This is a genomic window from Mesoaciditoga sp. (genome assembly GCF_054006115.1).
Genome location: NZ_JBPNHS010000022.1, coordinates 38,176 through 61,113 on the forward strand (window position 1 = coordinate 38,176; position 22,938 = coordinate 61,113).

Genomic DNA, 22,938 nt, shown 5'->3' on the forward strand with positions numbered 1-22,938 from the left:
AAGAAGCCTATCACGGTATTTCATCTTCCCACCTCCATCCTTGATGAATTTCAGTGGTTCGATGTGGCGAGTATTATAATACCATAAAATGGGATGAAAAATGAAAAAGTACATATTGAGCGACAATTTTTGGGAATTAAAAAAGTATTTATCAACGATCAAAGATAGATGGATCGTTGAGATAGAACCGGAAGATCCTTTGAAAATTTCAAAGGTTAAGAATTTTCTTTTTTCTTACGCCATGATGGAAAAACCCATGATCCTGGTAAAATCAGTTGAAAAATGGCACAAAGAAGAATTGAAATGGCTAAACGACGCGTTGAAAAAATTTGAAGGTGAAACGGATATCATGGTAATTTCATCACAGGCAGACATATTGAAAAAATTCGGCAAATTTGACGATCTCACATCTCCAAAGCCATGGGAAGAAGAGAAATGGGTTGAAAAGATAAAAGAGATTGGATCGCTTTTATCTATAAAAATCGACGATGAAGCGGCGCGAGAGATATTTATTCGTGTAGGGACCAAACTAGATCTCATATCCAAAGAATTGGAAAAGCTTGGAACCATATCCAATAACGTGACAGTTGATGATGTAGCAGAGTTCGTGCCCTTTTACGTTAAAGCTGATTTATTCGAATCAACGTACATGATCTTAGCGCGCAATGAATTTGCATTAGATAAATTCAAAAAGCTTTTAGACGACTCGCATGTACTCGTGATACTAACAAATCTTGAAAAAACGTTAATTCTTCTAGCCCAACTGATCTTGATGGAAAAGAAAAATTACTCGTGGAACGATGTAAAAGACACGGCGAAACTTCTAAACGTCAGGACACCACAAATCGCGGATTTGGTGGGTTTTTCACTTGGAAAAAAGCAAAGAAAGAATCTTTTGAAAAGTGTAAAATTCGATGAAGTTATCCTATTTCTTCAAAAAGTTCAAGATATCGAAGTGGAAGCCAAAAATGGAGGGAATGCAAAATTCCTGATCGAAGTTCTTGTAAAAGAGTGGATAGATGGGAGGCTTTCAAATGCAATTGGATGAAGTTTACCACATCATGATATTATACTGGCCTGTGGCATTGGCAATAGGTCTTGCCATGGCATTTTTTGGTTATTACCTTTTAAGAACTTCTCTGGCCATTATAGGCTTCATAGGTGGAATTTACGCTGGTCAGATGCTTTGGAATGGCATAATGGCTCAACACACTTTCAATTTATCGGCTTCGACTTCCAACATAGGAATGATACACATAGTCTTTCTTTTGATAATCGCATTTTTATCAACGGCGCTCTTCATAGCTTTTTACAAATTCGCGATATTTCTGGCAGGTTTTCTTGCCGGTGGTTTGGTAGTCTATTACTTTTACAATTGGATAGTAAGCGCCTTTAACGTAAAAATAACCATAGCGAACAATCCGAATTTGGTTGGGTTAGGAGTTTTTCTAACTTTCGGTGTAATAATTGGCTTTGTAACCCTAATGAGTGAAAGAAAAGCGGTCGGTACGGCGTTAGCCGCCTTTGGTTCTTTGGTAGTTGCCTATTCCTTGATGATTCCAATAGCACCAAAGTTTGGTGTAAAACCTCAGAATATCGTGAGTTCACTTTCAGATGGAAAGCACATTTGGATGTTGACCGCTTTCGTTTCCATATTCCTTGTTATTTCCATACTCGCTGTGAGTTTTCAAATTGGAAGGAATAAAAAAAGAAAAGGTGAAAATAGTTGAACGCGACAATCAAAGGAAGAAACGAAATAAGAGGCGAAATAAAAGTTGGAGGGGCTAAGAACGCGGCCTTACCCTTATTGGCAGCGCTCGTTGTAAATCCAAATGTCACTTTGCTGAATCTTCCCGATCTTACAGATGTTAAGGAAATGCTGAGTCTTCTTCAAAAGAGCGGAATTAACTACAATAAGAAAGAAAACGTTACGATTTTTTCCGCTCATGACATGAACGGCGATCTCAGCACTCTTCCTTCAAAAATAAGGGCTTCCATACTTTTGCTTGGACCTTTGGCGGTTAAAAATGGCGAATCGATTCTTTCATATCCTGGTGGCTGTTCGATAGGAAAAAGGCCAATAGACATTCACATTCAAGGTTTAAAAGCCATGGGCTTTGATGTAAAAGTCGAGGAAAATTTTGTGAGGGCTAAAATTTCTCACAAATTGCGTGAAGCAAGAATACGTCTTCCCTTTCCAAGCGTAGGGGCAACTGAACATCTCATGATCACGGCCGCAATGTTGAAAAAAACCACAACGTACATCTCCAATTGTGCCAGGGAACCTGAAATAGTTGAATTGCAAAGCTTCTTGAATTCCATGGGCGCAAGGATAAAAGGCGCTGGAACGGCAAATATAAAAATAGAGGGAAGTTCAAATTTTTCAACTATCGATTTTAAAATAATGGGTGACAGAATAGAAGCGGGAACGTACGTTATTCTTTCGTTGATAAACAACGGTGAAATCGTGATAAATGGCGTTGAAAAAAGCTCTTTGAATTATGTGAATTTCTTAAGAGAAATCGGTGCAAATTTAATCGTTGAAAATTCGAAGATCGTTGCACGACCTTCAAAGATAAAAGGGTTTCACCTTGAAACCGCTCCCTATCCAGGCTTTCCAACCGATCTTCAGCCACAAATGGGCGTTTTGGCGTTAGTTGCCAAGGGACATTCAACAATAACTGAAAATATTTTTGAAAACAGGTTGAGCCACGTTGAAGAATTGAAAAAAATGGGAGCCCACATATCAGTTGACAAAAATAAAGAGATAAAAATATCCGGTCCACAAAGGCTCAACGGCGCAAATGTTATTGGATGGGATCTGAGAGAAACTGCGGCAATTACCTTAGCCGCTACCATTGCTGAAGGAAAAAGTGTTGTGAAAAATTTCGATATTCTTTACAGAGGGTATGAAAAGGTAGATGATAAATTGAAAAGCCTCGGCGTGAACATCGCACTTAAAGATTAACGATCTCTTCTATCTTCAATTTAACGTCATCGGTCATCTCTTCGTAAGCAACCACTTGAATCTTTGGGATGTTCTTGATCACGTATCTCGCCACCGCTTCTCTTATAGAGGCCGAACAGATAACAACTGGATAGAACCCTTTTTCCATAACTTTTTTGAGTGAAACCGCCATAGTGTCCATGATCTTCGACATGAGATCTGGATTCACGTTGAACATCTTTCTGTCTTCAGAAACCGTCATCGCATCCATAAGCTTTTCTTCAAGGTTTTGGGAAAGGGCCACAGCGTGAACGTAACCATCGTCTGATTTTGCACTTTCACTTATTTGTCTTTTGAGGGCTATTCTAACCTTCTGAACCAACTCAGAAATGCTCGAAGTTTTCTCACCATTTTCAATGAGCGTTTCAAATATGAGGGGCAAGTTTCGCAATGAAACTTTTTCCTCTAACAAGCGCTGAAGTATTCTTCTTACGGTATGTTCTTTCATAACGCCAGGTATCAATTCATCTACGAGTGATGGCATCTTTTCTCTTAAGCCTTCTATCAACACTTCCATTTCTTTTCTACCCAACAATTCGGCAGCATGCTCTCTCAATATTTCCGTTAAATGCGTGGCAAAAACGCTTGGCGCGTCCACCACCGTGTATCCCAACCCTCTAGCACGCTCTCTTTGATCCTCTGTTATCCAAAAAGCTTCTAATCCAAAAGCTGGCTCCTTTGTTGGAATACCTTCTATTTTTTCTTCAACCATGCCAGGATTCATAGCGAGCAAACGGTTTGGAAATATCTCGTACTTCGCCACTTCCGAACCTAAAATTTTAATCACGTACTCATTTGGTTTTAAAAGAACGCTATCCCTCACTCTTATCGGACTTAACATAAAACCAAGCTCATACGCTATTTGCTTTCTAACCATTGTAACCCTTTCTAAAAGATCTCCACCCTGGCTTCTATCGGCCAGAGGAATCAATCCATATCCTATTTCCACCTCAACGGTGTCCGTATTTATAACATCTGAAATATCCATGGCTCCATTCGAAGAGTTTCCGCCGCCAGAAGGTTGTGCTGAAGAGGATACGTTTCCAACTTCTTCAACCACTTTTTTCTGAGATGTCGCCCTGTACGACATGTATCCAAGGGCAATTGTTAAGAACCCCACTAAAACCATTGAAATCGTTGGCAAAGGAGTGAATATTCCCAAAAGCAAAATTGCCGCTCCGGTAATCATCAAAGCCCTTGGTTCTTGAGTTAACTCTCTGAGAATATCCTTTCCAAGCGAGCTCGTAGAAGCCGCCCTGGAAACGATTATTCCACTTGAAGTCGAAACGAGTAAGGCGGGTATTTGCGTTACAAGACCATCGCCAACGGTTAGCAAGGTGTAAACATGAGCGGCTTCACCTGCACCCATGTGGTGCATGAGCATGCCTATTATAAGACCACCTATTATGTTTATGAACACTATTATTATGCTGGAAATGGCATCACCACGCACGAATTTAGAGGCTCCATCCATTGCACCGTAAAAATCCGCTTCCCTGCGCACTTCTTCTCTCCTACGCTTTGCCTCTTCTTCAGTTATTATTCCGGCGTTGTAGTCCGCATCTATGGACATCTGCTTTCCGGGCATCGCGTCCAAGGTGAACCTTGCTGCGACCTCGGCTATTCTTTCGGCACCACGGGTTATAACTATGAATTGAACGATAACGAGTATGAAAAACACGACTATTCCGATAACGAAATTTCCACCAACGACGAAATTTCCAAAGGCCTTTATCACGTGACCCTGAAAATTTTTACCTTGTAGAAGGATAAGACGAGTTGAAGCCACGTTCAAAGCAACACGATATATGGTTAGCACCAACACAATCGTCGGAAAAGAAGAAAGATCGATGGCTCTCTTCAAATATATGGCCGTAAGGAGTACCAATACAGAAATCGTTATGTCAAGAATTTGAAGCAAATCAAGGGCCCATCCAGATATCGGTAAGATCAACAGTAAAACTATGAAAAGTACTCCCGCGGCTATGAAAATATCATCGTATTTTGACATCAAAACACCTCAAGCTTTGTTCTTCATCTTGTAGACAGTGACCAACAATTCCGCCACTAACCTGTAAAGACGAGATGGAATCTCTTCGCCTATCTCAACGCTCTTGAACAAATCTCGTGCCAAAGGAGGATTCCTCAGAATGGGAATACCATACTTTCTCGCTTCTTTCTTTATTCTTTCGGCAACTTCGCCGGCACCCTTTGCCACGACTTTTGGAGCGTTCATATCTTCATGATATTCTATGGCAACGGCAACGTGCGTAGGGTTTGTAACGACAACCTGGGCGTTTTGTATGTTCTGCATCATACGACTTCTGGCAAGCTGCATCATCTTTTGCCTTTGTTTGTTCTTTATGAGCGGATTTCCTTCGGTATCTTTCATTTCATCCTTTACTTCTTTTTTTGTCATCCTCAATGATCTTTCGTATTCCCATCTCTGATAGTATATATCAAATATTCCAATTGCCAGAAGCGCCAACCCTATTTCCATTATCATATGGTACATAAAAGAGCCTAAAGCTAATGCAGAAGCTTCTAACGGCTTTTCAGACATGGCAAACAAACCAGGCCACGCGTGCACTATGGAAACGTATCCGATGTAAGCGATCACCGCCATTTTAAGCAATGACTTTATGAACTCAAAAACAGTTCTCAACGAGAACATCTTTTTAAAACCTTCAATTGGGTTCAACTTGTTCAAATCTGGTACTAAGGCCTTTAAAGAAAATAAAAATCTCGTTTGAAGCATGGAGGGCAAAGCTGCTCCCATTAGTCCCACGATCATAACCATTAACAACCACGAAAGCGCGGCGGAAAAAGCAAAAGCTAAATAGTGCATTGCTTGCGGTATTGACATAGTTGCCGCTCCGCCAAAGCCATCGGTCATCACCAGAAGTATCTTAACAAAAGAATGGTACAAACCGGCAAACGTGAAATATACGACACTTGAAACACTTAAAAGAGAAATTGCCATGTTCAAATCCTGGGACTGCGAAACGTTTCCTTCTTCCCTGGCCTTCTTTCTCCTTCTAGGCGTCGCCTTTTCTGTTTTTTCCGGATCGGCAAACACTCCCAGGTCGATCCACATCGTTTCAGCCGCTTTTCTATCTTTCACTTTTACATTCCACCTATAAGCATAGCCAATTTTGTCGAGAGCTCAGCGATTTGGTTTCCAAAAAGCGTGAACCATATTGGTATTAGCATCGCAAACATTATCAAGCCGACGAAAACGTCTAGAGGCATTCCCACCATGAAAACGTTCATTTGCGGCATTATCCTAGCCATAACTCCCAAAACTATGGTAACTATAAGCATAAAAGCTATGATCGGAAAACCTATTTGTAGTCCAAGAGAAAAGATCGTGCCCACTTCTTTCCAAAAAAGTGGAACGAAATTCGTTCCGAGTACCAACGAGTCAATTGGAATTTTTTTCAGCGAATTCGCCATTGCCAGCAACAGTATGGCCGGCCCATCCATGGATACAAACAAAAAGGCCGCTATCAGGTAAGTTAACTGCCCTAAAATTGGAACCTGTGATTGAGTTTGTGGATCTAAAACGTTCGCAACGGCAAAGCCTATTTGATAGCCGTATACCCTTCCCGCAAATTGAACGGCTTCAAAAAAAATCGTTGCGAAAAGGCCAATTGCCATTCCTACTGTAAAGTTAAGCAAGATCATCCACACAATGATACCCACCGGGATTGAAAAGGAAATAACAACCCCGGAGTAAGGAATCAAAAGCCATGAAAAGATAACGATGATCAAAATTCTAACGCTTCTTGGAATAAAAGGCGCGCCTAAAAAGGGAGAAAAAGAGAACAATCCCGTCACTCGCGCCATTATCATCATCCAAGTTAAAAAATTATTTTGAAGAAAAGCTTGAAAACTCATATCTTCATATCATTGCCAAATACTGTGTCCACAACATTTGAGCGTATTCCACCATCTTTTGCATTATCCAACCTCCAGTTACCGCCAGAGTTAAAAAGACAACGAGTATTTTGGGGACAAAAGTCAGAGTTTGCTCGTTTATTTGCGTTACGGCTTGAAATACGCTTATCGTCAAACCAACCAACAAACTCAACACCATTACGGGCGTTATAACGGTTAAAAGAATGAAAATTCCCTGTTTTACCACATCCATGAAGACATCACTAGTCATTGAAAACCACCTCTTAAGAATTAATATACCACTTTAGCGCCTTATCTCAATAAACTTTTCTATCTTATGAACGATTTTATCACCAATTCCTTTCACCTTCTTCAAATCCTGGACATTCTTAAAAAGACCATGCTCATTTCTGTACTCAACTATAGCCTTTGCCTTTGCCATTCCTATGTACGGTAATTTCGCTATTTCCATGATATCAGCGTGATTTATATCTATCAAAGCATTTTGATTTAAAGAGCCTGAAGTTTTCACATTCTCTTTCTTAACCACATCAGTATCGTCGGACTCACCAGCGGGCGAAGAAACGAAACCAGTTAAAAACTTTTCCATTCTTTTCAAAGTTGCCTGACCTATTCCCTTGACGTTGAGCAACGACTTTAAAGACGAAAAACTGCCATGTTCATTTCTGTACTCAACTATGGCTCTTGCCTTAGTTGGACCTATTCCAGGAAGTTTTTCCAAAGTTTTCACATCCGCTTCGTTAACATTTATCAGAGAAAATTTGGCGCTTTCAACTTTTTCGTTCGATACAACATTGGAAGGCTTTCTTGTTCTTCTTACAAAAGAGTTAAAAGGTGTGAAAACAACAATCGCCCCTGTTAAAACAATCAAAGAGGCGATTCCAATCATTATCCTGCTTTTCGTACTCATCTTTTCCTCATGGAATGTGCCTTAGCACCCACTCCGATGGCTTCGTTCCTAAAACCTTCACAAGAGAAGAAGCGTTTAAAGTGCTACGATAGGCTTTTCCTTCAGACGGCGTTGGAAAAACTCCTAGGAAAAGCGCAGATTGGTTTGCGTAGTCTATCTTAAAGGCAGGTTGCCCCATAGTTCTGAGAGTCTTCACTATATCCAATACCCTGTCCGGATAAGGAGAAGATAAAACTTGAAAAGAATAGGTTTTTCCAAATGAAGCTGGATAAGATAGATAATACTTTCCATTGGCCTGAGTTATCTCGTAAATAGTGTACTTTGAAAGCACCGCTTTAAAAGCATTTAAATTGGTTGACGATATAGTGGAAAGCGTGACACTTGAAGATAAGCTCAATGGCGCATCTCTCAGCAAAGAAGTGTACTCCAACGGTTGAACAGTCACGCTTGTAGCACTTAATGAAGGTAAGCTCACAGTTACGTTATTTGACAACCTTGAAGCGCTAAGGCTTTCAACCTTTTCTGTAACGCTCGCCACAGCCGTTAAAAGTTGTGAGATCTTTTCATTCTCATTCTTCACAGAAGTTGCCATACTGTTGACTTTTCCGTTCAAACCTACCATCCAGCCTATCAGAATCAGCACTATGCCTATCAGGCTTAAAAGTATTACCAATCTGGCAACGTAATAGGCATTGTTATCCTTGCTCATAATCTATATCTCCCTTCTCCTTTATCTTTAACTTTCGTTTTTCTTATCCGCACTCCAGCCCTACAGATACCCCTGAAAGTGAGCAGAGTATATCATTTCACTTAAAAAGCCAGGGAAGATTTTGTATTCCATAACAGAGCCTATTTTCACCGGTAAATGTACCACCATGGGCTCTTCAAAATAAGATAAAGTCTCAACGGCTCCAGAAAGATCAAAGTGTTCCTTCGAACACAAAATCACCGCGCGATAAACCCTTTCAAATAAATCTTTTGAAAGAAAACCGAGTTTCATAGAGATAAATGACTCTATCAAAACGCCGTATTGCAAAGCCGTCAGGTAAGGCATTTCCAATTTTGAGGCGCTGATCAACATTCTTGCGCTCTCTTCACCGACCATTTTTCCGTTCACATTGGCACGCGTTCTTAAACTTTCAAAGAGCAAATACTTTATCATCTCATCGCTTTCAAACAGCTTGGAATTCAAAATTTTCAAAGTGGCTTCAAAAAATCTTTCAGAATGCGAAAGACCTAACGATAGCGCATGGATGAAAGCGGCTTTTCTCTCCTCAAACTTCTGAGTTTTGAAAAATTCGCTTACAATCACAAGTTCGTCTGGATGAAAATTAACCTTCATAACATCTTTGACTCTATCGAAATTGATGTAACTTTCATCTTTAAAAAAACCTTCAAGTTGTGCGCTAAACGTGGTAGGAATGAAAATGACCTTCAGCTTTTTTGCAAATGTTGCAAGAGCAAAACCGCAAACGTCCAAGACACTTCCGCCGCCTATGGCTACGACTACTGGATTTTTCTCTTCCAAATTTATCAATTGATTCTGTATGTCCATCACGCCAACTATTGATTTCGCCCTTTCACCCGCAAACATGGGAAGAGAGCTCATTGAATTTCCAATCTCTGGATGAAAGAGTTTTACTTTAGAGTCGACAATGTAAAAGATCTCTCTGCCGGGGTACAAAGAATCCATCAAAGGAAGCAATTCCTTTTTCAAATTCAAAAGGTAAACTTCCATGGCATCTAACCTTGAAAGTTCCGGAGAGTAGCTTACTACTTTCAGAGTATAACCTCCTCATTTACCACTGTACGAACAAGCGTGATGGCTTTTTCCACATCGTTCAAGTTGCACACTTCGGATGGTGTATGGATGTATCTCGTCGGTATTGAAATGGCAGCTGTTGGAATTCCATTTTTAACCCTTTCCAGAGAATAAGCGTCTGTACCTCCAAATGGAAGCACTTCCAATTGGTACTCTATAGCGTGTTTTTCGGCCACTTTTTTCAAAAAATCAACCACTTTTGGATTCGAAACGCTCATGGAATCCTTTACTTTTATGGCGGGTCCCTTTCCCATAATCATGGAAACCCTTTTATTGGCTTTTGGCACATCTGCGCTATCTGTTACGTCTATGGCAATTGCCAAATCCGGATCAACTTCAAAGCCCCCCACGGCAGCGCCTAATAAGCTGTGTTCTTCCTGAACGGCAAAAAGCGTGTAAAGATCGTTGTAAGGTCTTTCATCGCTTGTAAGACACTCAACAAGGATTTCGCATCCAATTCTATCATCTAACGCCAGCGATGCAACCAAGTTATTCTCAAAAACCGGATAAGAATCGTAAATTCCAAAGGCACCGACCGACACTTTTGAAGTCTGTCCCATAACATCAACGTATAAATTATCGAAGCTCATCTCTTTTAAATTCTTTTCGAAACTTTCCCTGCTCTCTTTTTCTATTCCAACGATGCCTGTAATTCCATCGAAATTCAAGCGGCTTCCGTATACGACCTGAGGCAAAATTCCTCCTACAGGTTCTACTCTCAGAAATCCATTTTTATCCACATGCGTTACCACGAAGCCAATTTGATCCATGTGAGCGTCTAAAAGGATTCTCTTTTTGTTTTCGCCGTTTCCTTCTTTCCAAGCTATCAAATTTCCAACTTTATCCACTTTGTATCCATCTACGTGATCCCTTATCAACTCTATTATCGTGTTTCTTATTTTCTCCTCTCGGCCACTTGGACCAAAAGCCGTGAGTAACTTCTTTAGATGTTCCAGGTTCAATGCACAAGCACCTCGCTCTCGATGTAAGCCTTTACAAGCTTATAAGTGTTTTCAAAATCCTCTTTAGATATCAACGAAACCGGTGAATGAATGTATCTCGTGCTAACGGCCAAAACGCCCGTTGGAATTCCGGAAAACGTTCTGGCTATTCTCGCCGCATCGGTACCACCAGCCGTCCTTCTCTTTACCTGATAAGCGATCTTTTCATTTTGAGCCGTTTTTACAAGGGATTCAAAAATGTTCTTGTCTACGATATAACCACTGTGAACGGCTATCAAAACGGGACCATCACCCACATGCGAAGCCCAATGCTCTTCTTCCAATTCCGGATTATCGCCGGCAGTCGTTCCTTCTATAACAAGTGCCGTATCTATGTCCAAATTTGCAGCCGCCACAGCGCTTCCTCTCAGTCCCACTTCTTCTTGCGAAACGAAAGAAAGGTAAAGATCGAAGGGAGGCTTTTCATCTTCAAATTCTTCAATTAAATTCAGCATGATCGCGCATCCCACTCTATCATCGAAAGCTTTTCCAACGTAATAACTTCCGCAGGATTTGAATTCAGTAGTGAAAAAAATCGGATCTCCCACCTCAATTTTTGAAGTATCTTCAACGAACACGCTAAGCTCTTCCACAGTAGGAACTTCATCTTTTTTCTGTAAATGTATCGGTTTAAAACCGATCACACCTTCAACTTCGTTTCCAATTTTCACTTTTTTTCCCGGAAGAACCCTTGCATCCACGCCTCCAACCGTTGTGAACTTCACGCTTCCATCGTCTTTTATCCTTGTCACCATAAGGCCAACTTCATCCATATGGGCAAAAATTCCCATTTTAAAATCGTGATTTTTGCCTGGCATAAAAACGGTTAAATTCTTCATAAAATCTTCTTTGTATTCGTAACTGTGAGAATCAAGCACCCTTTTAACGTAATTCACCACGCCATCTTCAAAGCCTGAAATGGCCTGTATATTGGAAAGATTTTCAAGATGCATACCTTTCACCCCATTTAACTGCAAAAGCGCTTAACAGCCTTGCCGTTTCCCACAGATCTTTCATATTGACAACTTCAACCGGTGTGTGCATGAACATTTCCGGAATGGATACGAGCATAGCGGGAACGCCCTTGTAAGTAAGCTGAATGGCATCGGCATCGGTTCCGGTCCTTCCTGGAATTGGCTCAATTTGATATTTCACATTTTCATTTTCTGCGACTTCACGCATAACATCGTACATCTTACGGTATGTTCCCACTCCAAATGATAGAACAGGACCCTTTCCGAGCCTTAAATCCGGCGCGTTGCCTGAAGAATTATCGGCAAATGTAACGTCTACGGCAATTCCAACATCCGGTTTAACTTCAAAAGTCCCGGTCATCGCCCCTATCATTCCCACTTCTTCTCTTGATGAAAAGAGTGCATACACATTTGGCCGATTTTGCACATCAGCAAGCATTTTCATGGCTGTTATCAATGCCGCCGCGCTTGCTCTGTCATCCATGGCTTTCCCTGAAAAAAGGTGTTTTCCCATTTTAAAAGGCGATGTTTCAACAACGGCAACGTCTCCCACCTTTGCCGCTGGGGCACAACTTAAGTCGACAAAGAGCGAATCAAAAGTGACATTGCCCTTTTTCCCTTTTTTTTGAAGGTGAGGAGCAAGCATACCCACTACACCGTGTTGAAAACCTTCACTTGTCCTTATCTTCACCTTCTGCGCGGGAAGAATTTTTGGGTCGACTCCCCCCACCGGTACGATGCGCGCGTAACCATTTTCTATTTTTGAAAGCATAATACCAACCTCATCTAAATGAGCAGAAAAAAGCATCTTCCCTTTTTTATTTCCATTTAAAATTGCCAGAAGCGAATTCGATGAAAGACGATGTAAATCGCAAATATCATTCAATTCTTTTTCAACAACATCAACAACTTCATCTTCATACCCAGAAGGTCCAAAGGCTTGAGAAAGTTTTTTCAGTAGCTCTTCAATTTTATCCAATTTTAACCTCTCCCGTTGGAAAAATTCAAATTGTCGTATTTTTCAAAGACTATTTTACCACCTCTTACGTGAGCAATGGAATTTTCAGAGACCTCAGTCAGGTGGGCCACATGTTTGGCTATTTGAACAAGTTCTGGATTCATCACAACGGCGTAAATAATGGCATCCTCTTCTCCCTTAACACCCGCTCTTATGACTCCTTTTGCTTCCCCTAAAATAACAACATTTCCGGCAGATATTATCTCTCCACCGGAATTCAAATTTCCCATGATGATAACGTCACCATCGTGAACAACGGCCTGACCTGATCTAATGGTTTTCTTAATTACCTTTGTTGGATTCAAACGTTTCTTCGTTTCACTTTCCACAACGTTTAATTTTTGTTTTACCGACATTCTGTTGGGAGTTTTTCTATTCATTTCTCCTACAAGTATTTCTCCAACCTTGAACCCCTTTTCTTCTACGAAAGACACTATATCGGTTATATCTTTTGAGTACTTTTCCCTGTCTTTCATCATTATTGACAGCTTGTCTCCCGTTGAGAAAAAACCTTCTAACTGGGAAATTTTGTTGGTAATGTCTGCAAAAAGCTGGGAAAGCTCATCATAGCTTTCTATGAAAAGTACCACTCCCCGTTTCGTCATTCTGAGATCAACACTACCCATCATTCACCCCTCTATGGTTAATCAATCGATAAATCAGCGGGCAATCACATCTTTGATTTAATGTAATTCACAACATCTTTAACTGTAGAAAACTTTTCCAAATCTTCATCTTCAACCTTGATGCCAAACTCATCTTCAAAAGCCATCACTATATCGACCACATCCAAAGAATCGGCTCCCAAATCGTCTATAAAAGAAGAATCTTCACTTATACTTGAAGCTTCAACACCAAGCTTATCGGATATGATGTTCTTCACTTTTTCAAAAATGTCATCCATTTTATTTCCCTCCTGTTCAGATTTTATCAAATTCTTCAGGCTTTTCGTATGAAATTCTTCCAAACTCACCATGAGTTATTTCTCGGTGAAGCGTTAAAAGTGCCCTATTCATATCTAAGATACCGCCTTTTAGCAAAAAATGGCGCTTTTTGGCGTAATTTTCAACTCTTTCCATAACAGATGTACCTTCTGCTATCCTTTCAAACACCTCGGGATGAATCTTGCACAACAGGTTAAGTTCGTAATATATCAAGGCTTCAAAATCTATCTTTTCAACGTCTATGACATTGCACAAACCGAGTTTTGCGTAAAGGAGATCGTTGAATATCTTCGGATATGTAACACCCGGGGTATCCAGAACTCTTAGCTGGTCGCTAACCCTTATCCATTGGACTGCCCTTGTAACTCCAGGTTTGTCTCCAATCGATGCTGATCTTCTCCTTTTTATCATGTTGACCAAAGTCGATTTTCCAACATTTGGCATTCCCACAATGGCTATGTTTACTTCTTTTGCGCTCTTAAACGGCTCGAAAATCTTATTCACATTTCTCATTTCCTTTAAAGAGCCCGCCATAGCCTTAATTCCCCTTTTTGAAAAAGCATCAAGCCATTTATTCGTTACGTTGGGTTCTGCCAAATCGCTCTTGTTCAAAAAAATCATCTTTGATTTGTCCTTGAAATAAGGCTCTATATCTAAAGGACGCGTGGCCATTGGCGCACGCGCATCTACTATTTCAACAACCCCTTTTACCGTCTTAGTTAAAGACTTCAATGCTTTTTTTGCCTTTTCGATATGAGAGGGATACCACACTTCTATTTCCATAATCACACCCTACCCCTAATGTCTTAGATTCACGGTACCAAAACGGTTTAAAGGCCAGATTCTTAAGAACGGTGTTCCCACCATGTTGTTATCGGGCACAAATCCCCAATATCTGCTGTCAAATGAGTCCGTAGTGTTGTCACCCATCACAAAGAAAAATCCCTTTGGCACGTAAATTGTGACATTTCCAGCATTGTCAACCTTTACGTAATTTCCCCACAATTTGACGTATTTCTCATAAACTTTAGTGTAATCCGTATCCTTGTTGAAATACATCAAAAGCCTGTAATTTGGATCAAAGGGGTACTTTTGAGGGTAAGCAAATTTTTTGTAGAAATTTGGGTCCGCAAAGATACCCTGTTTAGAATAAAGTCTATTTTTAAGGGAATCGGGAATTTTACCATTGACTTCTAAGTGGTAAAGATAGGGATGTCCCTTCGCCGGAACAAGCTTTAAAACATCTCCACCAACGCCTACAAGCCTTTTCACGTACTTAACGTGCCCGTGAAACCTTACGGGACTCAAAGCGTCCATCAATCTATCAAATGGTCCTAACATGCTTAAAGCGCTTTTATCAATGAATGGCGTCCAAAAGACGACTATTTCTCCCACTTTTGGCCATTGATAATGGGAAGTTATCTTGTCTACGAACATTCTATCGTTCAGTTGAATCGTTGGCAACATGGAACCAGTTGGTACCACCATCGTGTCCAACACGTACAGCTTGATCGCTATTGCTATCAAGAAAGCGACCACGAAAGCCTTCGCCCATTCCCAGGCCTCGTGTTTCGCTTTCTGATATATCACTTTTTCTTTCTTTTTTTCCTTTATATCACTTTTTGGTTTCACGTTTTTCCTTTATTCGGGCCTTTTTACCTTTAAGGTTTCTAATGTAATACAATTTTGCCCTTCTCACTTTTCCATGGCCCACGACTTTTATGTCTTTAACTGTTGGACACGAAAACGGAAAGATCTTTTCCACTCCGATACCGTTGTGAGAAATCTTCCTAACGGTAAATGTTCTTCCTCCGGCCGCTCCGGACATGGCTATAACGTATCCCTCAAAAAGTTGTTCCCTTTCTTTTCCTCCTTCTACCACGGCCGTTAGAACCTTAACGTGATCTCCTATTGCCAATTTGGGCCATTCTTTCTTGTAAGGCATTTCAACGGCCCTGATTAATTGATCCATTTTATTTCCCTCCTTGATAAACATTTTCTCCTATTATTCTGTCCAATGTAATTGAAACCGCAGATCTAACTGAAAGGTGGTTGTAATCCGATTTGCTTCTTATAGGTTCAAGGGAAAGCTCGCACGTTTTCAAAATTTCGTTTGGCATTCCCTGACCGGTCCCGAATAGAAGCAAAATAGGCTTTTTTTCCTTGATCGCCAACTCTTTCATCTCTTTATAAGAGATGGTGTTGTCTCTGCTTTTGGCTGATGTAAAAACTTTTAACGGTGCAATTCCATCGTTTTCTTCTGTAATTTCTTCAATCAGATCTTCATAGTAAGGCACGAGTTTTACAAGCTTTAGCGCTTCGGCACGAGAAGGATTGTATTCCCTCCCAAAACCACTCTTCCAGTAATTTAGAACTCTCATAACAATTTGTCTCTGCATCGGCAAATTGTTTACTATGTAATATCTCTTAATTTGATAAGTCCTGCAACTTCGAGCTATATCGTGCACATCCATATTTGCAACGGCAGTTGTCACTATTCTTCCATCTTTGCCAAGCATTGGGTAGTGCAAAACCGCCACGTAGATTTTATTCAGCATTGTCCAGCATCTCCTTGAAAAGCTCGATGAGCGCCGCCTTTTCTTCCAAGCTGAAATCATGTTTCAAGAAGAGATCAGGTCTCTTTTGTATAGTTCTTTTTAAAGCGTCTTTCAAAAGGTATCTGCCTATCTTAGCATGATTGCCACTTCTCAATATCTCTGGAACTTTCATTCCTCTGAATTCCACGGGTCTGGTATAGTGAACGTAGTCCAAAAGTTCGTTGTAAAAAGAGTCATTTACCACGGATTGTTTCTTGCCAACCACCCCGGGAACCATTCGAGCAATGGCATCCAAGAATACCATAACCACGATCTCAGCACCGCTCACAACGAAATCTCCAATTGATATCTCTTCATCGACTATTGTCATTATCCTCTCGTCCAAACCTTCATACCTTCCACAGATGAACATCAAATCTTTCTTCTTCGCAAGAGCCTTTGCCTTTTCCTGATCAAATCTTTCGCCCTGTGGGGAAGGATACACAACCCATGGTCGTGGAAAATTCGAGAGATAATCATCAAACATTTCAAAGACCGGCTCTACTTTCATCACCATCCCAATGCCTGTGCCGTAAGCGTAATCGTCTGTTGTTCTGTGGGAATCGTGCGTGTACTTCCTGAGATCAATTGTTGTGAAATCAATAACACCTCTTTGAATCGCCTTACCAACGACTCCATAACGCTTAAAGGCATCGAAAAACGCTGGAATGGTGGTTACAACTTCTACCTTCAACTAATACCACACCATCTTCTTCATCTTTATTTTAGAATGTGCTTTGTCCAATTTGATGATGTAGTCTTTTATTACAGGAACAAGCACTTCTTCCCTTTCTCCTTTTTTCACCACAAAAACGTCGTTGGAACCGGTTTGGATTATATCCACCACTTCTCCAATGTAATTTTCATTTTCGTCGTAAACTTCCATTCCAATTACCTGATAAAAGTAGTACTCGTCTTCTTCAATCGGTGGAAGTTCACCTTCTTCAACCGTTATGGCTTTTCCTACAATCCTTTTGGATTTGTTGATGTTATCGAATCCTTCCAAGCTGACTAAAAAATCGTTTTTCTTGGAAGGCTTCGCATTTTTGATCTTAACCTGAAGGGAAGAAGAGCCATCTTCTATCCAGACGCTCTTTCCTTTCAAATTCCCAAAAAGGCTCTTTTCATAGGCGTAAACCTTTACTTCGCCTTTCAAACCAAAAGTGGTGTAAATTTTACCGATTTCAACGTGACGTTTATTCATCTCACCTTATCACCTTGAGTTCAAACTCGCCATTTCCCTTCTTTAAAGTTCTCAACAAAAGGTCTATTGATTTTATCGTTCGTCCATTTTTACCGATTATCTGACCTATGTCTTCATCTGACGCGAATATCTCGTAAATCGTCTTTTTTCCTTCAAATTTTTCGTTTATTTTAACCAATTCAGGCTCTTTACATGCGCTTTTTACGAGAAATTCAAGCGGCTCTAACAGGTCCAAGTTTCTCACTCCTTAGAGCTTTTGGCGTACTTCTTTTCATGGAACTTTTGCATGACACCATTTTTTGAAAGCAGCGATCTTACTGTATCTGTCGGCTGAGCTCCCCTTTCAAGCCAGAAAAGCGCTCTTTCATTGTCGATATTAAGCTCAAATGGCTTTCTCATTGGGTTGTAATACCCAAGCGATTCGATGTAGGCACCGTCTCTCGTTTTTCTTGCATCCACAACTATAACTCTGTAAAAAGGCTGTCCACGCTTTCCCATTCTGGTAAGTCTTATCTTTACCATGATCCTTCACAACACCTCCGTTTTTTATTTGAATTGAAATGGAAATTTTCCCAATTTTCCTTTTTTATCCAATTTTCCAAACCTCTTCATCATCTTTTTCATTTCATCGTAGCTCTTCATGAGCTTGTTGACTTCGCTGAGAGGCCTTCCGCTTCCGGCGGCTATTCTCTTTTTCCTGGAGAAATTTATTATTCCTGGATTTGTTCTCTCCTTTTTCGTCATAGAATTTATAATCGCTTCAACGTGTTTCAGTTGATCTTCATCCACTTGAACGTTCTTTATCTTTGAAGCGCCTGGAATCATTTCCAAAAGTGAAGAAAGGGATCCCATCTTCTTTATCTGTTTCAGCTGTTCACGAAAATCGTCAAAGGTGAATTGAGCTTTTCGAAGGCGTTTTTCCATCTCTTCCATCTTTTTCTTGTCAAAGCTCTCCTGAACCTTTTCGACAAGTGAAACAACGTCACCCATCCCAAGAATTCTTGAAGCCATTCTATCCGGATAAAAAGCGTCGATCTGATCGACCTTTTCACCAATACCCACGAATTTTATCGGTTTACCGGTCACGTACTTGGCTGAAAGCGCGACTCCCCCTCTCGAATCGCCATCCAATTTTGTTACGACAAAACCGGTAACTTCAAGTCTTCTATCGAATTCGGCCGCCGCGTTAACAACATCTTGACCAGCCATGGAATCGAGCACCATAAGGATTTCATCTGGTTTAACTATTCTAGAAATTTCTTCAACTTCTTTCATCATCTCTTCGTCTATTTGAAGGCGGCCAGCGGTATCTATGATAACGGTATCCAATCCCTTTGCCACGGCAAAATCCAGGGCTTTTTTCGCTATTCCGTACGGATCTTTTCTATCACCTGTAAAGACTGGAATACCTATACTTTGACCGAGCGTTTCCAGCTGTTCAATGGCAGCGGGCCTATGAACGTCGTCCGCAACCAGCAAGGGATTTCTTCCCTTTTTCTTTTTTAACCACAAAGCGAGTTTGGCAGCTGTAGTGGTCTTCCCGCTTCCCTGCAAGCCCACCATCAGAATAACGGCGGGTCGGGATTTCAGATCAAGATCGCTTTTTTGCCCTCCAAGCAACTCGACAAGTTCGTCGTTAACGATCTTTATGAACTGTTGATCGGGGGTTATGCTTCGCATAACCTTTTCTCCCAACGCTTCGGAGGTAACTTTATCCATGAATTCCTTTACAACTTTGTAATTAACATCGGCGGAAAGGAGAGACATTTTGACCTGCCTCAAAGCTTCTCTCACGTTATTTTCAGTTATCTTTCCCTTTCCCTTTAAAATTTTAAAGGCGCCTGCCAATTTTTCTTGAAGGTTATCAAACATTTTTACACCTCCAGCTGCGTGTGTAGTATACTCCTGAATGTGTTACAAAGTCAATTAAAGATTTTGAAACATTTCGTGAAAATCCACTTTTTGCCAATATTCCCATGAAAAAGCTGTTTTTAGTTATTTCAAAGAAAGGTAAATGGGTGAAGAAAAATGAATTATAATATAGAAAACGTGCGGGGTGATGATTTTGAAGAAAAAGGGTAACAATCTACTTTTAATGGTGATTCTCTTTATGATTCTGATATCTACTATTTTGATTTTGAGCGGTTGTATGAAAGTCGCTCCCCCTTCCACACCAATTATATCTCTTTTCCCAGCAGCACCAGTCGCGGGACAAAAGGTCACCGTTTCGGTTAAATCAAATGATGATTATTCTGATATATCTTATTCCGTCGCTGTGGATGGCGTGTCCTTGCCGGGAAACTCGGCAAGTGGCGTTTTCTACTGGACGGCTCAAGAAGGCACTCACACAATAGTGGCCACTGCGAGTGATACTTATGGAAATTCTGTGAGCACATCGAAATATTTAAAAGTAAAGATGCCTTCGCCTCCATCCGTGGAAAAGATAAGATGGGATCCGATAAATCCGATTGGTGGCGAGCAAATCACTTTTGAAACCGAAGCAACTTCTGTAATAGGAATATCAGATCTCACGATGAAGCTCGATTCGGCAATTCTAAATGTCACCAACACCGGTGATATGTACACGGCAAAGTGGGATGCTGTTCCCGGAGACCACGCTTTAGAAATTTCGGTAAAGGACATGATGGGTACCACTTTTTCAACTCGAGTAATAGTAAATGTGGGTCCTTATCCTTTTCCAAAGATAATGACTTTTACATGGACACCTCAAAATCCAAGCTTAGAGGACAGATTCGTAACGTTCAAAGTTATAGGAGAAGATCCAAACGGTTTTTACGCTAACATCTCGGTGGATGGAAACGATTTAAACACCACCCAAATTTCTTCGGACACCTACGTCGCAACGTGGGACATCGTATCAGGCTACCATGAAGTGGAAGTAAACTTAGAAGACTTGAAGGGATGGTGCGTTAAAAAGATTTACCATATTTCCATTGAACCTAATCAAAGCGATTTAAGCGTTCAAGTTGGAATAACGCCATCCACACCAAAGCACGGCGATAAAGTTACGGTCAAGGCTTACGCGTCGGATTCCTACGCTCCAATTCAAATGATGAGTCTTTTTATCGATGGTGCGATAAGTGACACCGTTTCTACGAACGTCCTATCGTACACTTTTTTCCCTTCGGATGGAAACCATGAAATAAAGGTTGAAGCCGTGGACAAGATGAACAAAAAAGCTTATTCACAGCTCTTTTTCACGGTGAACTTTAACCCATTGATGTATCCTCCTCAATTGAAAGCCAAATTCACACAAACGGCAACTGTTGGAATTGCCAAAATTTTGACGGCTTTTGCCAGTCCAACCGCCCCAAGCGCGGTGATAAAAAAGGTAACATTTGTGAACATGTTGGATTCCTCTCTACTTGGCGAAAGCCTAAATGGAAATGATGGCGAATTTTCCATATCCTGGCTCCCGAAAAAAGCCGGATACATACCAATACTCGTGAGTGCGGTTGACTCTTACAACACGGTTTCTTCTACGACCGTTATGGTGAAAGTCACTCCACGTCTTCTAAACGAAAACGCTCCCGTAATAAGGCCCGAATTCAATTCACTCATAAAACAATCTTCAAGGGTAACTTTGTGTGCAAGTGTGAGCGACAAAAATGAGATAGAAAATGTTAAAACGTGGGTGGATGAAGTTCCAATCACGCCTTCTAAGAGCGCGAGCGGACTTTACTGCGTGAAATGGATAGCGGAAGCGACCGGAACGCACAACTTCACAGTCGCCGCGAAGGACGTGTACGGTCATGAAGCCACGGAAACATTTTATTTTTACGTTTATCCGGGAAAATTGCCCATAGTGCGTTTGAGGATAAAACCGGCAAAATTGTACGTGGGCCAAAGTGTTGTGGCCACCGCGGATGTTCTGAAATCAAACGCGGAAATAGATTACGTTAATTTCTACGTCGACGGAAAATTAAAGGATACCCAATACCTTCCACCATACGTTTTCAAGGAAAAAACAGAGAAATCTGGAGTGCATTCTTTAATGGCTGAGGCGGTTGATATGTACGCCAATAAAGGGTACGCTCAGTCGAATTTCATCGTTGAAAAGGATGAAACCCCGCCTTACTTGAACATCAGCGCGCCTTCAACAGTCGCGTCTGGACAAGAAGTAAAGGTGAATATCACCACTTACGACAAAGAGAGCAAGGTTAAAAGTCTTAAAGTCGAAGTGTACTCATCAAAATCTCCGAATCTGTATCCCGATATCATTCCCATCATTTCAAAGGTGTTCTCTTATCCTTCAACGCGTACCACTCTCACGTTTAAGGCTAAGAAGGGGGCGGTATATGAAATAAATGTTATTTCTAAGGACGAATTTGGCAATAGTTCATCTTTGAAAAAGACGGTCGTAACAAAATAGCCATTAAATCGTGATAAAATATTTCATAGTTGCCTTTCGCTTTTAAAACCAAGATGGATTGATATGCCAAATGGCAAAGGGGTAGAAGGAAAATGGATCCATTGATGCTGGAAGCTTTCAAAGCCCGGGTTCGAAAGATGATCGTCTCGTTCCTGCTGGTGGTTACGGGTATAATCGTGGCAACGAGCGGGTACATGATCATAGAAAAATGGGATTTCTTAACCTCTTTGTACATGGCGATGATAACCTTTTCCACCGTGGGATTTGGTCTTCCAAAAGAGATGACGAAGCCTGGATACATTTTCACAATCATCATGATAATGGGTGGAATAAGTATCTTTGTGTACGCGGTTAGTAATTTCGCCGCCTTCTTCATGGACGGAGATATTAAAAAGTACATGGAACTGAAAAAGGTGAACAAAATGATAGAAAGCATGAAAGATCATTGTGTGATCGTTGGTGGGGGAAAAGTTGGAAAGTACGTGGCATTAAGGCTGACAAACAGAAAATACCCTTACGTTCTGGTGGATTCAAGCCAGGAAATAATAGAAAATGTGAGGGAACTCATAAACGAAAAGAATTTCGCGTACGTTATAGGAGACGCCACCAATGAAGACACGCTGATAAAAGCCGGAATTCTCAGAGCAAAAACATTGGTTCTCACGCTTCCAGACGATTCGCTCAACGTCTATATAACGCTCATGGCGAAAAGTTTGAATTACAAGCTGAAGATCATAAGCAAAGCGTCGGACGTTGGGGCCATAAAAAGGCTGGGATACGCTGGGGTTGACAACATCGTGTCGTCCACTGAAATGGTGGGTTCACGTATGGCGTTGCTCGTTACCAATCCGGGTGTGTCCCCGATGATGGATGCGCTTTACAGGGCAACGGGAATGACGCTGGAAATAGACGAGGTTTTTGTGGACGTCCAAAGCTCTGCGGCGGGAAAGACGCTGTCTGAGCTTAAGATCCCACAAAGAGTGGGACTAATAGTCATAGCCGTTCAAAAGGACGAAAACGTGAATTTCAACCCCGCGGGTTCAACTGTAGTAGAAAAGGGAATGAGGCTTATAGTGCTTGGAAAGAAAGAGCAAATAGAAGAGCTGAAAAAAATATTAAAATGACTTTGAATGATTCATTTTTCAAA

26 protein-coding genes are annotated in these 22,938 nt (G+C 41.0%); 5 read left to right on the forward strand and 21 right to left on the reverse strand.

The annotated features are described in order from the left end of the window. The first annotated feature begins 100 nt into the window (after window positions 1-100). From ACXJIN_RS04095 to murA, 3 genes are read left to right on the forward strand one after another with little or no spacing between them, the layout of a single operon-like run. Window positions 101-1,048: a DNA polymerase III subunit delta gene (locus tag ACXJIN_RS04095; protein ID WP_456399663.1), complete on the forward strand. Its 948-nt coding sequence runs from the start codon at window positions 101-103 to the stop codon at window positions 1,046-1,048. Then, the gene (locus tag ACXJIN_RS04100; RefSeq protein WP_456399665.1) at window positions 1,035-1,730 is read left to right on the forward strand and encodes a hypothetical protein; all 696 of its coding nucleotides are present in this window, start codon (window positions 1,035-1,037) and stop codon (window positions 1,728-1,730) included. Before ACXJIN_RS04095 ends, ACXJIN_RS04100 begins: the two co-directional genes overlap by 14 nt. Next, window positions 1,727-2,968 (forward strand): UDP-N-acetylglucosamine 1-carboxyvinyltransferase, encoded by a 1,242-nt coding sequence (murA, locus tag ACXJIN_RS04105; protein ID WP_456399667.1) that lies wholly within the window; start codon window positions 1,727-1,729, stop codon window positions 2,966-2,968. Before ACXJIN_RS04100 ends, murA begins: the two co-directional genes overlap by 4 nt. On the opposite strand, the gene flhA is transcribed toward murA, so the two are convergent. Genes flhA through ffh form a run of 21 tightly spaced genes read right to left on the reverse strand, consistent with a single transcriptional unit; the run spans window position 2,958 to window position 19,270 of the window. Next, window positions 2,958-5,018 (reverse strand): flagellar biosynthesis protein FlhA, encoded by a 2,061-nt coding sequence (gene flhA, locus ACXJIN_RS04110; protein ID WP_456399669.1) that lies wholly within the window; start codon window positions 5,016-5,018, stop codon window positions 2,958-2,960. The genes murA and flhA overlap by 11 nt on opposite strands. Before the next feature lie 9 nt (window positions 5,019-5,027). After that, complete coding sequence (gene flhB, locus ACXJIN_RS04115) at window positions 5,028-6,131, reverse strand: flagellar biosynthesis protein FlhB (RefSeq protein ID WP_456399671.1); 1,104 nt, start codon at window positions 6,129-6,131, stop codon at window positions 5,028-5,030. A gap of 2 nt (window positions 6,132-6,133) precedes the next feature. Continuing rightward, complete coding sequence (gene fliR, locus ACXJIN_RS04120; RefSeq protein ID WP_456399673.1) at window positions 6,134-6,907, reverse strand: flagellar biosynthetic protein FliR; 774 nt, start codon at window positions 6,905-6,907, stop codon at window positions 6,134-6,136. A gap of 4 nt (window positions 6,908-6,911) precedes the next feature. Beyond that, window positions 6,912-7,178: a flagellar biosynthesis protein FliQ gene (gene fliQ, locus ACXJIN_RS04125; protein WP_456399675.1), complete on the reverse strand. Its 267-nt coding sequence runs from the start codon at window positions 7,176-7,178 to the stop codon at window positions 6,912-6,914. A gap of 33 nt (window positions 7,179-7,211) precedes the next feature. Next, a complete protein-coding gene (locus ACXJIN_RS04130; RefSeq protein ID WP_456399677.1) occupies window positions 7,212-7,838 on the reverse strand; it encodes a ComEA family DNA-binding protein in 627 nt (208 codons plus the stop codon). 7 nt (window positions 7,839-7,845) lie between these two features. Next, complete coding sequence (locus ACXJIN_RS04135) at window positions 7,846-8,547, reverse strand: hypothetical protein (RefSeq protein WP_456399679.1); 702 nt, start codon at window positions 8,545-8,547, stop codon at window positions 7,846-7,848. 60 nt (window positions 8,548-8,607) lie between these two features. Further along, the gene (locus ACXJIN_RS04140; RefSeq protein WP_456399681.1) at window positions 8,608-9,576 is read right to left on the reverse strand and encodes a dehydroquinate synthase/iron-containing alcohol dehydrogenase family protein; all 969 of its coding nucleotides are present in this window, start codon (window positions 9,574-9,576) and stop codon (window positions 8,608-8,610) included. A 41-nt stretch (window positions 9,577-9,617) separates the two neighbouring features. Next, a complete protein-coding gene (locus ACXJIN_RS04145) occupies window positions 9,618-10,622 on the reverse strand; it encodes a M42 family metallopeptidase (protein ID WP_456399683.1) in 1,005 nt (334 codons plus the stop codon). Further along, window positions 10,619-11,614, reverse strand: a complete 996-nt coding sequence (locus ACXJIN_RS04150; RefSeq protein WP_456399685.1) for a M42 family metallopeptidase — start codon at window positions 11,612-11,614, stop codon at window positions 10,619-10,621. Before ACXJIN_RS04150 ends, ACXJIN_RS04145 begins: the two co-directional genes overlap by 4 nt. Then, entirely contained in the window at window positions 11,604-12,614 is a 1,011-nt protein-coding gene (locus ACXJIN_RS04155; protein ID WP_456399687.1) for a M20/M25/M40 family metallo-hydrolase, read from the reverse strand. The genes ACXJIN_RS04150 and ACXJIN_RS04155 overlap by 11 nt, the downstream gene beginning before the upstream one ends. Before the next feature lie 2 nt (window positions 12,615-12,616). Then, complete coding sequence (minC, locus tag ACXJIN_RS04160) at window positions 12,617-13,279, reverse strand: septum site-determining protein MinC (RefSeq protein WP_456399689.1); 663 nt, start codon at window positions 13,277-13,279, stop codon at window positions 12,617-12,619. 44 nt (window positions 13,280-13,323) lie between these two features. Beyond that, window positions 13,324-13,557 (reverse strand): acyl carrier protein, encoded by a 234-nt coding sequence (locus tag ACXJIN_RS04165; protein ID WP_456399691.1) that lies wholly within the window; start codon window positions 13,555-13,557, stop codon window positions 13,324-13,326. 16 nt (window positions 13,558-13,573) lie between these two features. Then, window positions 13,574-14,380, reverse strand: coding sequence for a ribosome biogenesis GTPase YlqF (gene ylqF / locus ACXJIN_RS04170; RefSeq protein ID WP_456399693.1), 807 nt, complete (start codon window positions 14,378-14,380; stop codon window positions 13,574-13,576). Window positions 14,381-14,395: 15 nt separating this feature from the next. Next, window positions 14,396-15,229, reverse strand: a complete 834-nt coding sequence (gene lepB / locus ACXJIN_RS04175) for a signal peptidase I (RefSeq protein ID WP_456399695.1) — start codon at window positions 15,227-15,229, stop codon at window positions 14,396-14,398. Beyond that, complete coding sequence (gene rplS, locus ACXJIN_RS04180; RefSeq protein ID WP_456399697.1) at window positions 15,213-15,569, reverse strand: 50S ribosomal protein L19; 357 nt, start codon at window positions 15,567-15,569, stop codon at window positions 15,213-15,215. The genes lepB and rplS overlap by 17 nt, the downstream gene beginning before the upstream one ends. 1 nt (window position 15,570) lies before the next feature. After that, window positions 15,571-16,155 carry an RNA methyltransferase gene (locus ACXJIN_RS04185; RefSeq protein WP_456399699.1) on the reverse strand — a complete coding sequence of 195 codons (585 nt, stop codon included), beginning with the start codon at window positions 16,153-16,155 and terminating at the stop codon, window positions 15,571-15,573. Continuing rightward, the gene (trmD, locus tag ACXJIN_RS04190) at window positions 16,145-16,888 is read right to left on the reverse strand and encodes a tRNA (guanosine(37)-N1)-methyltransferase TrmD (RefSeq protein WP_456399701.1); all 744 of its coding nucleotides are present in this window, start codon (window positions 16,886-16,888) and stop codon (window positions 16,145-16,147) included. The genes ACXJIN_RS04185 and trmD overlap by 11 nt, the downstream gene beginning before the upstream one ends. Further along, on the reverse strand, window positions 16,889-17,398 hold the full coding sequence (gene rimM, locus ACXJIN_RS04195) for a ribosome maturation factor RimM (RefSeq protein WP_456399703.1): 510 nt from the start codon (window positions 17,396-17,398) through the stop codon (window positions 16,889-16,891). Between the two features lies 1 nt (window position 17,399). Further along, on the reverse strand, window positions 17,400-17,642 hold the full coding sequence (locus ACXJIN_RS04200) for a KH domain-containing protein (protein ID WP_456399705.1): 243 nt from the start codon (window positions 17,640-17,642) through the stop codon (window positions 17,400-17,402). Next, window positions 17,639-17,920 (reverse strand): 30S ribosomal protein S16, encoded by a 282-nt coding sequence (gene rpsP / locus ACXJIN_RS04205; RefSeq protein WP_456399707.1) that lies wholly within the window; start codon window positions 17,918-17,920, stop codon window positions 17,639-17,641. The genes ACXJIN_RS04200 and rpsP overlap by 4 nt, the downstream gene beginning before the upstream one ends. Before the next feature lie 24 nt (window positions 17,921-17,944). Further along, entirely contained in the window at window positions 17,945-19,270 is a 1,326-nt protein-coding gene (ffh, locus tag ACXJIN_RS04210; protein WP_456399709.1) for a signal recognition particle protein, read from the reverse strand. 193 nt (window positions 19,271-19,463) lie between these two features. Here ffh and ACXJIN_RS04215 point away from each other — a divergent pair, with 193 nt between their 5' ends. Further along, window positions 19,464-21,791: an Ig-like domain-containing protein gene (locus ACXJIN_RS04215; protein WP_456399711.1), complete on the forward strand. Its 2,328-nt coding sequence runs from the start codon at window positions 19,464-19,466 to the stop codon at window positions 21,789-21,791. Between the two features lie 92 nt (window positions 21,792-21,883). Beyond that, window positions 21,884-22,915, forward strand: coding sequence for a potassium channel family protein (locus ACXJIN_RS04220; RefSeq protein WP_456399713.1), 1,032 nt, complete (start codon window positions 21,884-21,886; stop codon window positions 22,913-22,915). The last annotated feature ends 23 nt before the right edge of the window (window positions 22,916-22,938 follow it).

What these genes read in the sequence shown, in the direction of transcription:
- ACXJIN_RS04095 (WP_456399663.1), top strand. Translation starts at nt 101, where the DNA reads ATGAAAAAGTACATATTGAGCGACAATTTTTGGGAATTAAAAAAGTAT.
- ACXJIN_RS04100 (WP_456399665.1), top strand. Translation starts at nt 1,035, where the DNA reads ATGCAATTGGATGAAGTTTACCACATCATGATATTATACTGGCCTGTG.
- flhA (WP_456399669.1), bottom strand. Translation starts at nt 5,018, where the DNA reads ATGTCAAAATACGATGATATTTTCATAGCCGCGGGAGTACTTTTCATA.
- fliR (WP_456399673.1), bottom strand. Translation starts at nt 6,907, where the DNA reads ATGAGTTTTCAAGCTTTTCTTCAAAATAATTTTTTAACTTGGATGATG.
- fliQ (WP_456399675.1), bottom strand. Translation starts at nt 7,178, where the DNA reads ATGACTAGTGATGTCTTCATGGATGTGGTAAAACAGGGAATTTTCATT.
- ACXJIN_RS04130 (WP_456399677.1), bottom strand. Translation starts at nt 7,838, where the DNA reads ATGAGTACGAAAAGCAGGATAATGATTGGAATCGCCTCTTTGATTGTT.
- ACXJIN_RS04135 (WP_456399679.1), bottom strand. Translation starts at nt 8,547, where the DNA reads ATGAGCAAGGATAACAATGCCTATTACGTTGCCAGATTGGTAATACTT.
- ACXJIN_RS04140 (WP_456399681.1), bottom strand. Translation starts at nt 9,576, where the DNA reads ATGGAAGTTTACCTTTTGAATTTGAAAAAGGAATTGCTTCCTTTGATG.
- ACXJIN_RS04150 (WP_456399685.1), bottom strand. Translation starts at nt 11,614, where the DNA reads ATGCATCTTGAAAATCTTTCCAATATACAGGCCATTTCAGGCTTTGAA.
- minC (WP_456399689.1), bottom strand. Translation starts at nt 13,279, where the DNA reads ATGGGTAGTGTTGATCTCAGAATGACGAAACGGGGAGTGGTACTTTTC.
- ACXJIN_RS04165 (WP_456399691.1), bottom strand. Translation starts at nt 13,557, where the DNA reads ATGGATGACATTTTTGAAAAAGTGAAGAACATCATATCCGATAAGCTT.
- ylqF (WP_456399693.1), bottom strand. Translation starts at nt 14,380, where the DNA reads ATGGAAATAGAAGTGTGGTATCCCTCTCATATCGAAAAGGCAAAAAAA.
- rplS (WP_456399697.1), bottom strand. Translation starts at nt 15,569, where the DNA reads ATGGATCAATTAATCAGGGCCGTTGAAATGCCTTACAAGAAAGAATGG.
- ACXJIN_RS04185 (WP_456399699.1), bottom strand. Translation starts at nt 16,155, where the DNA reads ATGCTGAATAAAATCTACGTGGCGGTTTTGCACTACCCAATGCTTGGC.
- rimM (WP_456399703.1), bottom strand. Translation starts at nt 17,398, where the DNA reads ATGAATAAACGTCACGTTGAAATCGGTAAAATTTACACCACTTTTGGT.
- rpsP (WP_456399707.1), bottom strand. Translation starts at nt 17,920, where the DNA reads ATGGTAAAGATAAGACTTACCAGAATGGGAAAGCGTGGACAGCCTTTT.
- ffh (WP_456399709.1), bottom strand. Translation starts at nt 19,270, where the DNA reads ATGTTTGATAACCTTCAAGAAAAATTGGCAGGCGCCTTTAAAATTTTA.
- ACXJIN_RS04220 (WP_456399713.1), top strand. Translation starts at nt 21,884, where the DNA reads ATGGATCCATTGATGCTGGAAGCTTTCAAAGCCCGGGTTCGAAAGATG.